General features: G+C 66.7%; 15 protein-coding genes. 7 read left to right on the forward strand and 8 right to left on the reverse strand.

Translation table 11 applies throughout. The features are described from left to right. Positions 1-90: 90 nt before the first annotated feature. The 4 genes from WI560_RS26260 to WI560_RS26275 all read right to left on the reverse strand — a co-directional run bounded on the left by WI560_RS26260 (position 91) and on the right by WI560_RS26275 (position 4,511). Positions 91-675: a HutD family protein gene (locus tag WI560_RS26260; protein ID WP_375305520.1), complete on the reverse strand. Its 585-nt coding sequence runs from the start codon at positions 673-675 to the stop codon at positions 91-93. Further along, positions 672-1,604 (reverse strand): alpha/beta fold hydrolase, encoded by a 933-nt coding sequence (locus WI560_RS26265; RefSeq protein ID WP_375305521.1) that lies wholly within the window; start codon positions 1,602-1,604, stop codon positions 672-674. The genes WI560_RS26260 and WI560_RS26265 overlap by 4 nt, the downstream gene beginning before the upstream one ends. After that, a complete protein-coding gene (locus WI560_RS26270) occupies positions 1,601-2,170 on the reverse strand; it encodes a DUF2087 domain-containing protein (protein ID WP_375305522.1) in 570 nt (189 codons plus the stop codon). The genes WI560_RS26265 and WI560_RS26270 overlap by 4 nt, the downstream gene beginning before the upstream one ends. Before the next feature lie 244 nt (positions 2,171-2,414). Further along, a complete protein-coding gene (locus WI560_RS26275; RefSeq protein WP_375305523.1) occupies positions 2,415-4,511 on the reverse strand; it encodes an adenylate/guanylate cyclase domain-containing protein in 2,097 nt (698 codons plus the stop codon). Positions 4,512-4,823: 312 nt separating this feature from the next. Here WI560_RS26275 and WI560_RS26280 point away from each other — a divergent pair, with 312 nt between their 5' ends. Genes WI560_RS26280 through WI560_RS26295 form a run of 4 tightly spaced genes read left to right on the forward strand, consistent with a single transcriptional unit; the run spans position 4,824 to position 7,368 of the window. After that, positions 4,824-5,129, forward strand: a complete 306-nt coding sequence (locus WI560_RS26280) for a DUF2282 domain-containing protein (protein ID WP_375305524.1) — start codon at positions 4,824-4,826, stop codon at positions 5,127-5,129. Positions 5,130-5,172: 43 nt separating this feature from the next. After that, positions 5,173-6,090, forward strand: a complete 918-nt coding sequence (locus WI560_RS26285; RefSeq protein WP_375305525.1) for a DUF692 domain-containing protein — start codon at positions 5,173-5,175, stop codon at positions 6,088-6,090. Continuing rightward, positions 6,080-6,862, forward strand: coding sequence for a putative DNA-binding domain-containing protein (locus tag WI560_RS26290; RefSeq protein WP_375305526.1), 783 nt, complete (start codon positions 6,080-6,082; stop codon positions 6,860-6,862). Before WI560_RS26285 ends, WI560_RS26290 begins: the two co-directional genes overlap by 11 nt. Further along, positions 6,859-7,368 (forward strand): DoxX family protein, encoded by a 510-nt coding sequence (locus tag WI560_RS26295; protein WP_375305527.1) that lies wholly within the window; start codon positions 6,859-6,861, stop codon positions 7,366-7,368. The genes WI560_RS26290 and WI560_RS26295 overlap by 4 nt, the downstream gene beginning before the upstream one ends. Before the next feature lies 1 nt (position 7,369). Here WI560_RS26295 and WI560_RS26300 read toward each other — a convergent pair whose 3' ends face one another. From WI560_RS26300 to WI560_RS26310, 3 genes are read right to left on the reverse strand one after another with little or no spacing between them, the layout of a single operon-like run. Then, complete coding sequence (locus WI560_RS26300; protein ID WP_375305528.1) at positions 7,370-8,215, reverse strand: SDR family NAD(P)-dependent oxidoreductase; 846 nt, start codon at positions 8,213-8,215, stop codon at positions 7,370-7,372. Between the two features lie 11 nt (positions 8,216-8,226). Further along, positions 8,227-8,778: a carboxymuconolactone decarboxylase family protein gene (locus WI560_RS26305; protein ID WP_375305529.1), complete on the reverse strand. Its 552-nt coding sequence runs from the start codon at positions 8,776-8,778 to the stop codon at positions 8,227-8,229. Next, positions 8,756-9,454 carry a TetR/AcrR family transcriptional regulator gene (locus WI560_RS26310; protein ID WP_375305530.1) on the reverse strand — a complete coding sequence of 233 codons (699 nt, stop codon included), beginning with the start codon at positions 9,452-9,454 and terminating at the stop codon, positions 8,756-8,758. Before WI560_RS26310 ends, WI560_RS26305 begins: the two co-directional genes overlap by 23 nt. A gap of 155 nt (positions 9,455-9,609) precedes the next feature. Between WI560_RS26310 and WI560_RS26315 the strand changes: the two genes are divergently transcribed. From WI560_RS26315 to WI560_RS26325, 3 genes are all read left to right on the forward strand, one after another. Then, the gene (locus WI560_RS26315) at positions 9,610-10,614 is read left to right on the forward strand and encodes a Bug family tripartite tricarboxylate transporter substrate binding protein (protein ID WP_375305531.1); all 1,005 of its coding nucleotides are present in this window, start codon (positions 9,610-9,612) and stop codon (positions 10,612-10,614) included. A 25-nt stretch (positions 10,615-10,639) separates the two neighbouring features. Then, positions 10,640-11,179 (forward strand): VOC family protein, encoded by a 540-nt coding sequence (locus tag WI560_RS26320; RefSeq protein WP_375305532.1) that lies wholly within the window; start codon positions 10,640-10,642, stop codon positions 11,177-11,179. 129 nt (positions 11,180-11,308) lie between these two features. Beyond that, the gene (locus tag WI560_RS26325; RefSeq protein WP_375305533.1) at positions 11,309-12,121 is read left to right on the forward strand and encodes a class I SAM-dependent methyltransferase; all 813 of its coding nucleotides are present in this window, start codon (positions 11,309-11,311) and stop codon (positions 12,119-12,121) included. 28 nt (positions 12,122-12,149) lie between these two features. Here the strand turns inward: WI560_RS26325 and WI560_RS26330 are convergent, their stop codons facing one another. Next, a complete protein-coding gene (locus tag WI560_RS26330) occupies positions 12,150-13,694 on the reverse strand; it encodes a L,D-transpeptidase (RefSeq protein WP_375305534.1) in 1,545 nt (514 codons plus the stop codon). Between the last annotated feature and the right edge of the window lie 151 nt (positions 13,695-13,845).

Here is a 13,845-nt window from a genome sequence, read left to right on the forward strand (position 1 = left end):
TGCATCAGGGCAGATATCGTGCCCAGCTTCGCCACGTCAACCTGGCCAGTTGCATGGATTATGCGCAACGGGCTGCGGGACCGATGCCGCCTATCCGAGAGGCCGGACCGAGCCCAGCACCGCCAGACCGGACAGGAGCGCGAGCTGCGAGGCCGCGGCGAGCTCCACCTTCAACGTATCTTCGTGCGAAAGTGAAAATTCCGCGCCATCGAGGCGAACGCGGCAATCGCCGCGCGCGGCGTAGACCAGATGCGTGCCGGCGGCAAGCTGCCGCGTGCCCGGATCCATGAGCGCCACGAGCTCGATCTCCGCCGCGCCGCGCCGCGCCATCAGGTTCACGACCTCGACCGGACCATCTTCGAGCGCGGTCACGATCTCCATCTCGCCGGTGAAGCGCACCGTCGTAAAAGGTTCACGCTCGTCGAACTCCTGCGTCGGCGACTTCAGCACCAGCCCGCGCCCAGTGACGACCATCTGCAGCCGGTCGATGCCGGGCATATGCGAGAACGGACCGGGCGCCACGATCGGCGTGCTGGCAAAGCGCCACAGCAGGCTGCTCCAATCCTTCGCCGCCGCCTCAGCGCGCCAGGCGCCCGCAATGTCGGTGAAGATGCCGCCGCCGTTCTTCCACGGCGAGCGGGTGTAGTCTTCGGGTGTAAGCAATGTTGTCTTCATGGGAGAGCCTCGAGGCGATGGGGGGACTGAGCGAGTTCGCGCGCCTCGAGCAGCGGCTCGGCCTCCTTGCGCACGACGTCCAGATGCGTGAAGAGCGAGACGTGGCCGCCGTCGGGGAGAGCCAGCAGCTTCGCCCGAGGAATAGCCCGGCAGACGTTCTCGGCATGCGCGAACGGCACGACATTGTCGGCGCGGCCATGCACGACCAGAGTTGGCGCCGAGATCGATCCCGCGGGCAGCTGTTCCAGCGCGGCAAACCGCGCGATGTCGTTGACGGTCCCCGGCAGCCGGGCGGACAGATGCTCGAACACGCTCGACTGCACGGCGCGCAGGAGCGGACCGGCCTGCGGATGGCGAAGCGTGCGTTCGCGCATGGCGTCATCGGGAATGGCACGGCGGGCACCGGCCTGCGGATTCCGTTCAGCCCGCCGTTTCAGCAAGTACGGCAGGCCGGGAACGCGCGCAAGGTGCCGCATCAGGCGCAGGCGCGCTGCTATGTCCGGCGGCGTTTGCAATTGTCCGGTGCAGGCCGATACCAGCACGAGCGAGCGGCAGAGCGACGGGTGACGGGCTGCGAATTGCAGCGCCGAGGGACCGCCGGCGGAGACCGCGACGACCGCCGCGCTCGCAGTCCCGAGCGCGTCGAGCAGCGCTCCATAGAGATCAGCCTGTTCGTCGGGTGACGCGCCGAGCGCGAGGCGAGAGCCGAGATAGCCCGGGCGGGACACCGCCACCACCCGCTTGTCTCTGAGCGTCGTGGCGAGGGCGCGCGCCAGCAGCCACGACTGGTCGTGGCCACCCATGCCGCCATGGATGGCCAGGATGGCCGGCCCCTCGCCTGCGCTTGCGCATTGGACTGCCCCGCGGGAAGTCTGCACCCAAACCGGAGCAGGCCCGGCGAGAGGCAATACGTCCGGACTTGCGGTCATGGCACGGCTTCCGATTGGCCGGGTGCGCTGGTCTTGAGGTGACGCAAAAGCGCAGCCGCCTCCATCGGCGGCGGACGCTCGATCCTGCGATAGGCTCGCCCATCGGCCGTGCGGGAAACCAGGCCGTAATCGCACAGCGCGCGGCGGAGCAAGGCATCGTCGGCGAAAGCGTGCTGTCGATTCAACAGCGTCTTCACGTCCGCCTCGGCCAGACTGCACCGCGACGGGAAGCCGGCCCACAACACCCAGAGGCTCAGCTGCTGCAAATTGTGGCGGGCCGGCCAACGCAGCAGCCTGCCGTGATCGTCGAAATGGCGCGCCGCGCGTTGCACGCGCTTCAGATCGACCGTATCGACTCGGGGCGCGGGACTGCCGCGATCGTCCAGGGACTTGCCGACCGCAGCTGCCCGGAAGTGCTGGTAGTTCTTATGACCCGTCGCACGCACAAGGATGTTGAGCAGCTCGACGTGTCCGGGTGGCGACGTCCGCTGCAGAAGCTGGGCGCGCACGGATTTCGCGAGCGCGGAGATGTCGCCCGCAACAAAGGCAATGGGAGTTCTGGCCATGACCAATCCTCAAAGTGCCGATCCGGATAGGATTGTCGGAGGTCACCGGCTTACGACGCGGCACGAGGTTTGGTGTCGGTTCGATGGAGCCTTGCAGGTTTAGCTTCCCTCGCGGGACGGTGACGCCTGGGTGAACTGCAGACCCACGCAATCCATACTATAGACGCCCGGCGGGCTCAAGAGCCTGATGTGAGATGCGCGGATGTCGTGATTGACGCGCCAAGCGTCATGAACCGCGACCTCGCTATTTCGTCGCCAAGGCTGCCACGGCCCGCCAATCTGCGTCGGGCGCGGCCGATGCGAGCTGCCGACAGCGGTCCCGCATCAGCTCGGCGGGACGATCGTTGCGGCGCTGTTTCAACACGGCCTCGAAATCGGCCAGCGCCGCGGCGAACCGCCGCGCGCGATAGGCGGCAAGGCCGCGCTCGTAATCCGCGATCCAGCCGATCGCCTCGGCGTCGATGGCCTCTCCATCCACGATCCCGATCAGCTCGTGAACCAACAATCCCTCCTCCCGGCCATAGACCGCAATGCTGTCGACCTCACGCGTGATGACGGCGCCGCGCGCCAGGCGTTCGGTCATCTCGCCGATCAGGATGTGCGTGCCGTAGACTTTGTTGGCGCCTTCGAGCCGGCTGGCGACATTCACGGCATCGCCGATCACGGTGTAGTTCAGTCGCAGCTCCGAGCCGATATTGCCGACCAGCATGCGGCCCGAATTGATGCCGATCCGGATCTGGAGCGGCTGGCCGAGATCGTCGACCAGACCGGACTCTGCCACCGCCCTGCGGCAGGCGAGCGCCGCGCGGCAGCATCGCGCGGCGTGATCGTCCTGCGGCTGCGGCGCGCCCCAGAACGCCATCACGGCGTCGCCGATGAACTTGTCGATGGTGCCGCCATTGGCGACGATGATCTCCGAGGTGACGTCGAGATAGCGCGACAGCAGCGGCACCACGCGATCGCCGAGCCGCTCCGACAGCCCGGTGAAGCCGGCAATGTCGATGAACATCACGCTGAGCTCCTGGACAGTGCCGCCGGGCCTCGCCTCGACGCCCTGGCGCAGCAGGCCGCGGACGAGATCAGCCGGAATGAACTTGCGGAAGGCGGACAGGCCGGACGCCATCTCCGCGATGGCGCCGGACAGGCTCGCGATCTCTTTGAGCCGCGAGGGATGGCGGCGGACCTGCTCCAGCGCGAAGGCTTCGACATGGCGAAGCTCGCCGACGACGCGCGACAGCGGCGCGGCGATGACGGACCGCGCCAGCATCGCCGAGGCCAGCGCCGCGAGCACGGCGCCGATGGCGAGGCCGAGGATCAGGCGGCGCAGCGTCGTCTCGACAGGTCCGAGAAACTCCGCCTCCGGAATCACGGTGGCGAGCGACCAGCCGGGAAACGGCAGCGGCGTCAGCGCAACCTCGTAGGCCGCGCCGCCCGAAATGAGCCGGCTCCGCCACGCCTCCTTGCGGCCGGCCTCCCCTGCCTTGTCGAGCGCTGCGCGCGCCAGCGGCAGCAGCGTGGTGTCGCCGCGCGCCGGATGGAGCTCGTCGGCGTCCTTGTCCGGTGCCGCGACCAGCTCGCCGCTGCCATCGACGATGAACGCAGTCCCCGTGCGCCCGACCTCGAGCTGCGACAGGAAGCGCGCGAGCCTCGTATATTCGATGATAACGGCCAGAACGCCCTGCCGCTCCTGATAGACGTCGATCGGGCCCGCGAACGCGATCGACGGCCGTTCGCCGGTCGCGTGCTCAGTCACCCTGAACCATTGCGGTTCGTCCGCGTCGAGCCCGGCCTTGAACCAGGCCTGATCGGCGACGCGGAACGAGGTCGGCTCGAAGCGGCGGTTGGCGAATTCGATGTCGCCGGGCACCACGTCATATTCATCGACCCGGCGCTCGCCCGGATGGTCGGTCAGCGAGATCTCCATCATCTCCAGGCGACGATCGCCAAGCTTGTGCGCGGCGAAAAAGGAGCCGTCGGGCCAGCCGAACGCGACCCAGGAGATCGTCGCCTGCGACTGCAATTGCGACAGGAACACGAACTCGCGCTTGTCAGCCTCGCGGGTGTCGAGCACGTTTTGCAGGAACAGGGTGCGGATCGCGGTATGCGCGGCGCGTGCCTCGTCGACGATGGCCGAGACCTCCTTGCGCACCGCCGCGACGATCTGCTCGTTGATGGTCGAGGCAAGCTGCCGGCTGGTCGCCTCCGCCGTGCGCCACCAGAGCAGGCTGGAGAGCGCGGCCGTCAGCAGGATCGCAGCCAGCACCAGCGCGGACACCGCGAGGCGGATGCTGATCGTCAGCCCAGCGATCGCACGAAGCCTTCGTTCGGGATCAACCTTCATCGCCCTCTTCGCCTGCCGGTTCACGCCGAACCGCTGACCTTGTTCTACGCCGCCGGCGCTCGTCCGTTACGTCTGACAGGATCGAGCTCCGGCCGCCAATGCGCGGCGGCTACCGTGTCGATAGAGCCAAGGCATTGGCCTTAAGCGGAGGCTTGCCCGCTAATACCGGCCAAGCGCACCGGTGGTGCGCCCGATCCAATCGGTCTCACGGCTTTGTGAGCGGCCTGCAAGTAACGTCGGCTGCGCGCGCAGCGAAGGAGACCACGCGCACATCGCCTGCAAGGCGATGCCATCTCGAACAGGAGAATCTCGATGTCTGCCAAGCATGCCGTCACCTCGCTCGTCCTCGCCGGCGCCATGTCGACCGCGCTCGCGACCCTCGCCGCCGCCGGCCCGCTGACCAAGTCCGAGGCCGAGGCTGCCGTCGCCGCCAAGAAAGAGAAGTGCTTCGGCGTCGCGCTGAAGGGCCAGAACGATTGCGCGGCGGGACCTGGCACGACCTGCCAGGGCACCTCGACCGTCGACTACCAGGGCAATGCCTGGAAATTCGTGCAGGGCGGCACCTGCACTAGCATCGAGCTGCCGGGCGGCAAGAAGGGCTCGCTCAAGCCGGTCTAGCGGCCTTCACGACGTCGCCAGCAAGCACGAACGGAGCAGCACGATGAGCACGGCGATCAAGTCGACCCGACCGGCAGCCATGCCGCTCCGTTTCGCGATTCCCATCGGCGGCGTTGCCGGGACGAGCTTCAAGCCGGAGCATCTACCTGATATCCTCGAGGCAGGACCTCGGCGTGGCTTCTTCGAAGTCCACGCCGAGAACTACATGGGCGATGGCGGCCCACCGCATCGCGCGCTGGAGGCGATCCGCCGCGACCATCCGCTGTCCCTGCATGGCGTCTGCATGTCAATCGGCGGGCCGCGGCCGCTCGACAAGGCGCATCTGGCGCGCTTCCGCAGCCTGGTCGCGCGCTATCAGCCGGCGCTGGTGTCCGAGCATCTGGCCTGGTCGACGCATGAGGCCAGCTTCTTCAACGATCTGTTGCCGCTGCCCTATACCGAAGCGACGCTGGCTTGCGTCTGCGACCACATCGACCAGGTGCAGGAGGCGATCCGCCGTCCGCTGCTGCTGGAAAACCCGTCGACCTACGTCGCCTTCCGCGAATCCTCCATGCGCGAGACCGAGTTCATTCGCGCAATTGCAGAGCGCACCGGCTGCGGGCTGCTGCTCGACGTCAACAATGTGTTCGTCTCCGCCACCAATCACGGCACTTCGGCGCTCGACTACCTCGCGGATTTCCCGCTGTCGCACGTCCAGGAAATTCATCTTGCGGGCCATGCCGAACAGGCCGACGACGAAGGCGACCTGCTGTTGATCGACAGCCACGACGGCCCGGTCGCGGATGCCGTCTGGAAGCTCTACGAGATCGCGATCCAGCGCCGCGGCGTGGTGCCGACGCTGATCGAATGGGACAGCAAGATTCCGGACTGGCCGGTGCTGCAGGCGGAAGCCGCTGCCGCCCAGGCGATCCTCGACCGTCATCAGTCCGCCGCGATGGCAGGAGAGCGTCATGCGGCCTGAAGCCGGCTTGTCCTTTGCTGCTGCGTTCGCGCCGGCGCTGCTGGATCCTGCACGCAGCACGCCTGAAATCGTGACCGGCCCGAACGGCAAGGCCGCCGGCCGGCGCTACGCCGTCTACCGCAACAACGTCACCGTCAGCCTGATCGAAGCGCTGGCCGCGGTCTATCCGGCGGTGCAGCGCATCACCGGGGCCGAATTTTTTCGCGCCATGGCACGCTTCCATGTCCGCAGCCATCCGCCGGCCTCGCCGCTGCTGTTCGAGTATGGCCGCGAGTTTCCCGGGTTCATCGAAGCCTATGAGCATGCGCAGGATATGCCCTGGCTCGCCGATGTCGCCCGCATCGAACGGGCCTGGCTCGACGCCTATCATGCCGGCGACGCCGCGCCGCTGTCCCCGGCCCGGCTGTCCGCGATCGACCCGGAACGTCTGGCGGACGCCGTCTTCATCCCGCACCCGGCGATGCGGATCGTTCGTTCGCCATACGCCGCGGTGACGATTTTCGCCGCCAATCGTGGCAGCGCTCCCCCCGCGCGCATCGATGCGTCCAGGCCGGAGGACGCGCTGATCACACGGCCCGAATTCGACGTCGCGGTGCGGCACCTTCCACCCGCCGGCGCCATCTTTGCCGCCTGCCTCGCATCCGGCCAACCGCTCGGCGAAGCTGCCGCGGCGGCCCTGGAGGCATCGCCCGACTTCGACCTTGCCTCGAACATCGCCGGCCTGATCGAGGCCGGCGCCTTCACCTCGCTTGCTGCTGGAGACGCACCATGATCACGGACCAACGCATGGCGACTGGCGGCGGCCTGCCGTCGCCCTGGCTGCTCGTCGACAAGGCCAACCAGCTGGTGCAGGCGATCGCCATGCCCTCGCTCGTCCTGCTCGTGCTGCGCCTCGCGCTGGCGGTGCCGTTCTGGCGCTCGGGGATGCTCAAATGGGACGGCTTCCTCAGGCTGAATGACACCGCCGTGACGCTGTTCAGCGATGAGTTCATGCTGCACCTGCCGGGCGGGCCTTACCACTTTCCGGCGCCGACCCTGATGGCATTCCTGTCGGGCTGCGGCGAGATCATGTTTCCGATCCTGCTCGTGCTCGGGCTCGGCACGCGGTTCGCAGGGCTTGGGCTGCTGTTCATGACAATCATCGTCGAGCTCACCGTGCCCGACGGCTGGCCGATCCACCTCACCTGGGCCGCCATGGCGCTCGCCCTCATGGCCTACGGACCCGGAAACATCTCGCTCGATCACCTCATCTGCCGCGCGCGATCGCCCGCGCAATAGCTCACATCCCGCTCAGGCCGCTATCCACCGCGAGCGTCTGCGCGGTGACATAGACGCTTTCGTCGGACAGGAAAAACAGCACGGCATAGGCGATCTCCCACGCGGTGGCCTGGCGGCCGAATGGAATGTGGCTCTTGCCGCGATTGGGGCGGCCGGCGCCGGCTTCGCGGCCGTTCGGGGTGTCGACGAGGCCGGGATAGACCAGGTTGGCGCGAATGCCGCGGCGCGCGCCGAGATGGGCGATGTTGCGCATCAGGCCGCCGAGCGCGGCTTTCGACGAATCATAGACCGCCATCTGCGATCCGGCCTTCAGCGCGGCGATCGAGGAGATGAAGACGATGGCGCCGCCATCCTCGAATTTCGGCAAGCCGGCGCGGCAGCACAGCATGGGGCCGCGAACATTGACGTCGTAGACCCTGTTCCACTCTTCCGGGCTGACGTTGTCGAGGCCGGTCTTGCCGAAGGTGCCGATGTTCAGCACCATGCCGTCGAGACCGCCCATGGCGCGATGCGCCTCTTCGATCATGCGGATGACATCGGTCTCACGCGTGACGTCGGCGGCAATGGCGAAGGCCTCGCCGCCTTCGTCGGTGATGCGCTCGACGGTCTGCTGCGCGGAGGCGTGGTTGAGATCGGCGACCGCGACCTTCGCACCCTCGCGGGCGCAGAGGATGCTCATGGCGCGGCCGTTGCCGATCGGATCTGTGGCCGCATCGAACACGCGCTGGCCGCCGCCGACGATGAGGATATGGCGGCCTTTCAGTCGTCCCCTGCCCGGCGCTTCGCCCAGCGATTCCGCGCTCGGCGGTCGGACAAAGCGCTCCGGCTTGCTCTCGGTCTCCGCCATCCTCAGCCGCCCTATTTGTTGCCGCCGTCATAGACCGCCATGCCGGCGGCGGGATCGAGATCCGTCTCGGTCGCTTCAGTCAGGCGCGCCATCATCATGTAGAAGCCGAGCGCGACGATGGACTCCACGATCTCCTGGTCGCTGAAGTGTTTTCGCGCGGCGGCAAAGATGGCCTCGGGCACACGGACGTTCTCGACGACTTCACGTCCGAACTTCAGCAAGGCGCGTTCCGCCTCATTCAGCGCGGCAGCATCGTAGTCGCCGCGCTCCACCGCATCGACCTGGGCCTGCGTGCAGCCGACGCCGAGCGCGATCGGCACGTGCTGGCGCCACTCATAAGCGCCGCCCTCGAGCTGGGCGGCCTGGAGGATCAGAAGCTCGCGGTTGACGGACGAGAGCTTCTGCTTGTGCAGGATCGAATTGCCGAGCCGCATCGCCGGAATCATGTTGGCCTCTGCATGGGCCATCATGCGGAAGATGTTGAGCTTGACCGGCATGCGGTCGAACGAGGCGCGGATGTCGCCGCTCGTCGTCTCAGGATCAATCAGAGGCAGCCTTGCCACGGTTCTCTCCCTTGGGCTTTCGCTTCTTGTTGTCGGCACCTCTCCCTGCCGCGATCAGCGCCAGGAAGAAATCCAGATAGCGGTCGATCGCCTCGAGCACCTTCGCCCGCGGCGAAGGGGCTGCGCCCATCACGTAATGCTCGAGACGGATGTAGATCAGGCCTGCCGCGAACAGCCGCGCGGTCTCACGCGGATCCGGCGTCGACACCAGGCCGGCCAGCGCGAAGCCGCGAAAATAGGCCGTCATCAGGCTTTCTTCGCGCGCATAGAAGTGATCGGCGAACTTGGCGCGGATGCCGGGGACGCGGTTGCGCTCGGCGGTGATGACCTTCTGGAACTGGTGCTCGCGCGGATCCGACCATTGCTCGACCAGGTCGAGCGCGAACTGGCGGCAGAACGCGGCAGGCTGGCGCGCGAGCTGCTTGTAGCGCGGCTCCTCCAGCCGGCTCGCGGAGCTGGCCGGGCCATGCTCGCTGACGATCGCTTCGAGGATCGCCGCCTTGCCGGGGAAATGGTTGTAGAGGCTGCTCTCGCGGATGCCGACGCGGCGCGCGAGCTCGCGCATCGAAGCGCCGCCATAGCCGCTCTGCGCGAACAGGTTGAGCGCTTCGGTGAGGATGCGCTCGCGCGTCGTAGGCGCGGCCGCTTCCGCCGCGCTGGAGGTGTGGACAGCCATGATGCTTGACTAACGAACGCTCGTTCGCTAGTCAACCGTACGAACGATCGTTCGTTTTCCATTCAACGATCACCGGCACGACGCAGCAAGCGCCGTGCACGATCGGGACATTCAACTCCGCTCGATAAGCGGAGAGCAATTGGGGGAAGAAAGCCATGGCAAGCCACGCTCGCCTTTTGCCCACACAATCAACCGCAGCGCTTCGCATCGTCGCATCATTGCTGCTGATCCTGCCTGCGGCGTTGCCCGCATACGCCGAGGATCCGGCCGTCTACCCCACCCACAAGATCAAGATGCTGCTGCCCTATGCGGCCGGCGGCGGCGGCGACGTGGTCGGCCGGCTGCTTGCGGACAGGATGGGCAAGACGCTCGGACAGAGCATCTATATCGAGAACCACACGGGCGCGGCCGGCACGCTCGGCACGCAGATGGTCGCGACATCTGCAAACGACGGCTACACCATCACCGTCGGCGGCATGACCACGCATGTGCTGGCGCCGGCGATCTATCCGAAGCTGCCCTACGATCCGATCAAGGATTTCACCACCATCGGCCGCGTCGGCACCTCCTCGATCATGCTGGTCGCGAACAGGAATTTTGCCGCCAATGACATCAAGGGCCTGGTCGCGCTGGCCAAGAAGGGCGAGCCGGTCCAGTACGGCAGCTGGGGCGTTGGCTCGACCGGGCAGTTCTGTGCCGAAATCCTGATGCAGCAGACCGGCATCAAGATGGATCACGTGCCGTTCAACGGCATCGCGAAGCTGGCCGGCGACCTGCTCGGCGGCCACATCTCGCTGGCGACGCTCGACGTCGCGACCGCGACGCCGCTGGTGAAGGACGGCTCGATCAAGGCGCTGGCCGCCTGCGGCGAGCGTTCGCCGAGCCTGCCTGACGTCGCCAGCTACAAGGAACAGGGCGTGCCGTTCGACCGCAACCTGTCCTGGGCGATGTATGCGCCCGCAGGCCTTGCTCCGCCGATCGCAGGGAAATTATCGGCGGCGCTGAAGGAGGCGCTCGGCGATGATGTTGTGAAGGGGAAGCTGCTTGCGCTCGGCATCACGCCGCAATTCGTGCCCGGCGAGGAGCAGCGCGACATCAACGCCCGCGACATCGCAGCCTGGAAGCAGGTCGCCAGGGACGCCGGCATCGAGGTCAAGTGAGCATGTTGAGACTGGGAGCGCGGACATGAGCCGCATCTTCGGCGCGGTGCGCCAGAACGGATATGTGGTGCGGGACATCCACGCCGCGATGAAGCACTGGATCGAGGTGATGGGCGTCGGACCCTGGTACTACATGGACCGCGTCAAGACCGACTGGTTTCGCCATCGCGGCGAGGACTCTGCCGTCGAGATGAGCATTGCGCTGGCCAATTCGGGCGACATCCAGATCGAGCTGATCCAGCAGCGCAACGACGCGCCCTCGCTGTACAAGGAATTCCTGGACGCCGGCCACGAAGGGCTCCAGCACATGTCGTACTGGAGCCAAGACTACCAGGCGCTCTACGACAAGGCGCTCGGGCTCGGCTACAGGATCGGCCATGAGGGCCAGATCGGCGGTGACAAGGGACGCTTTGCCTATTTCGACACGCAGGCCCATCCCGGCACGGTGATCGAGATCTCCGACATCAGCGGGACCAAGGGGCCGTTCTTCGAGAAGGTCCGGCAGGCCGGACTGAATTGGGACGGCACCCGGCCGATCCGCGAGGTCGGCGGCGCAAAATCGTAAGGCGCGATGACCTACTTCGCCGATGTTCGCTGAGAGCGCAACGCCGTGTTGAGCCGGTCTATTTCACATCCTTGCCGGCGCATCTATGGTAAGGTTGGACCTGACGTCCGAACCTTCAGCGAGGCAGGCATGTCCGACACTGACAAGGTTTTCGCCGGCTCCATCCCAAAGCTCTACGATGAGCATCTCGTCCCGATGATCTTCGCCGGTTACGCCGACGACATCGCAAGACGCGTCGCTGCGCTCTCGCCCTCCGCGCTGCTCGAGATCGCGGCCGGCACCGGCGCCGTGACGCGCGCCGTGGCGGCGGCGTTGCCGGGCCGCACCCGCTACGTTGCGACCGACCTCAACGAGCCGATGCTCGCGGTCGCGGCGCAGCGTCAGGCCGGCGATGATCGCATCTCCTGGCGCCAGGCGGATGCGTTGGCGCTTCCGTTCGGCGACGCCGAGTTCGACGTGGTCTGCTGCCAGTTCGGCGCCATGTTCTTTCCGGACCGCGTCAAGGGCTATTCGGAAGCAAAGCGCGTCCTGAAGCCAGGCGGCACGTTTCTCTTCAATGTCTGGGACCGCATCGAGGAGAACGTGTTCGCCGACGACGCAACGACCGCCTTGGGCAAGCTGTTTCCCGACGATCCGCCCCGCTTCATGATGCGGACACCGCACGGCTATTTCGACCAGGCGATCATACGGGCCGATCTCGCACGCGCCGGTTTCGGCAACGTCTCGATCGAAACGCTGGCAGCCACCAGCCGCGCCCCGTCGCCCGACCTCGTGGCGTTCGCCTATTGCCAGGGGACGCCGCTGCGCGGCGAAATCGAGGCGAGAAGCGGCGGCGATCTTCAGGCCGCGACGGACGCTGTCGCCGCTGCGATCCGCGCGCGCCATGGCTCCGGACCGGTCGAAGCCAAGATCCAGGCCCTGGTGATCACGGCGCGGCCATAAGCCTGCGCCGCAGGCAAGCCCGGCTTTCCTACCAAAAGCCGCGCTGCATCGGCTGCGCCGGCTGATAATACTGATACTGGCTGCGGCGGCGCGGATTGCCTTGCTGGACGTAGGGATCGCGCTGCTGGAAGAAGAAGCCAAAGCCGTTGTCCCAGCCGTCGTCGCTCGCGATCATGGCAGGCGCAGTCGGCTTGCGGGTGATGAAGCCGCCCTGCGGCTCGTTGCTGAGCACCGCGACGAACTCGGTGCGGTAATTGGTCTCGCTGCTCAGCGGCTCGTCGGAGATGACGATCGAGGAGCGCGGCAAGGCGGTCGGCCCGATGCGATCCCACACGTCCTGCGGGATGGTGATGCGGTCGAGGGCGTTGCGTGCCTCGTCGCCGTTCTCGATCGTGACCACGCTCCAGCGCAGGCCCGCATCGGTCTTCGCCATCGCCGTGAAGATGTGCGTGCCGATCGGTTGCTCGGGGTTGCGGATCGTGACGGGCACCTCGATGCTGGTGTCGAACACCTCGCCGCCGCCGTCGGGCGCTGGCTTGTGCGTGTTTCGCCGCACGTAGAGCTTCTGCGTGGCGCGGCTGATATAGACCGAGACCGGCTCGCTTGCGAGCTTTGCGTCGGTCGCGGCCTTGACGGCCTCAGCCTTTCTGGCCGCAGCGGCCTTGGCGGCCTCCTTCGTCGCGGCCACGGCATCGCGCTTCGGCTGCGCGGCGGCCTTGGCGGCATCGAGCTGCGTCGCCGCGTCGGCGGCCTTGGCTGCCGCCTTCTGCGTCAGCTCCTCGGCCTTGGCGCGGGCCTGATCGTTCCTGGCGTTCGCGAGCGTCTTGTCGGCGAAGGCGAGCTCGGCATCCGCGCGGGCTTTCTGCTGTTCCAGCTTGCGCAGCGCGGCGGGGAGCGAGGCTGCCTCCTTCGCGGCGACGGAAGCAGCCTTCTTGGCCTCGTCCGCAGCCCTTGTCGCCTCCTCCGCCTCGACGGCGAGCTTGTCGGCCTGGCGGGGCGCTGCCGCGATGGCCTCCGGCTTCGGCACGAACAGCGAGGGATGAGAGATCTCAGTCGGGACCGTGTCGTGCGGTGAGACGATCACGCGCATGCCGATATAGGTCTTGTCGAACACATTCTCGGCAAAGCCGAACGGCATCCGCACGCAGCCGTGCGAGGCGGCATAGCCGGGCAGCGGTCCGCCATGCAGCGCAATCCCGTTCCAGGTAATGCGCTGCATATGCGGCATCCAGGCATCGTCATACAGGCTCGAGCGATGCTCCCGGTTCTTCTCGAGGATGGCGAAGACGCCGGCCGGCGTCTCGCGTCCCGTGGTGCCGGTCGACACCGGCGCGCGCACGATCCAGCCATCGGCATCGTAGAAAGTGACCTGCTGGCTCTTGATCGAGACGATCGCCATGATCGGGTCGCCAGCCTGGCGCGGCGCCACCGCCTCGGCCGCCTGGCGCGCCTGCTTGGCCGCGGTCGCCGGCGCGACCGTCGCAAGCACGGCCACCGCCGCCAAGGCCGCAATGCCGGGGGCCCAACTTCGCATTGCCGAGGTGGATTGCGCCGTCGTCAGTCGGTCTCTCATGCCATTCCCCGGTCGAAATGCCAGTCCGCGCTCATGTCGATTACGTGTCAGATTGCGATCATTGGATTAAGAAATCGCGGCTGCCATACGTTCCGTTAGTGGCGATATTCGGCCCGCTTCGGCAACAAATCTCTCATATACGACGGCTTGC

Source organism: Bradyrhizobium sp. A11 (assembly GCF_042077125.1).
Classification (GTDB): Bacteria; Pseudomonadota; Alphaproteobacteria; order Rhizobiales; family Xanthobacteraceae; genus Bradyrhizobium; species Bradyrhizobium japonicum_B.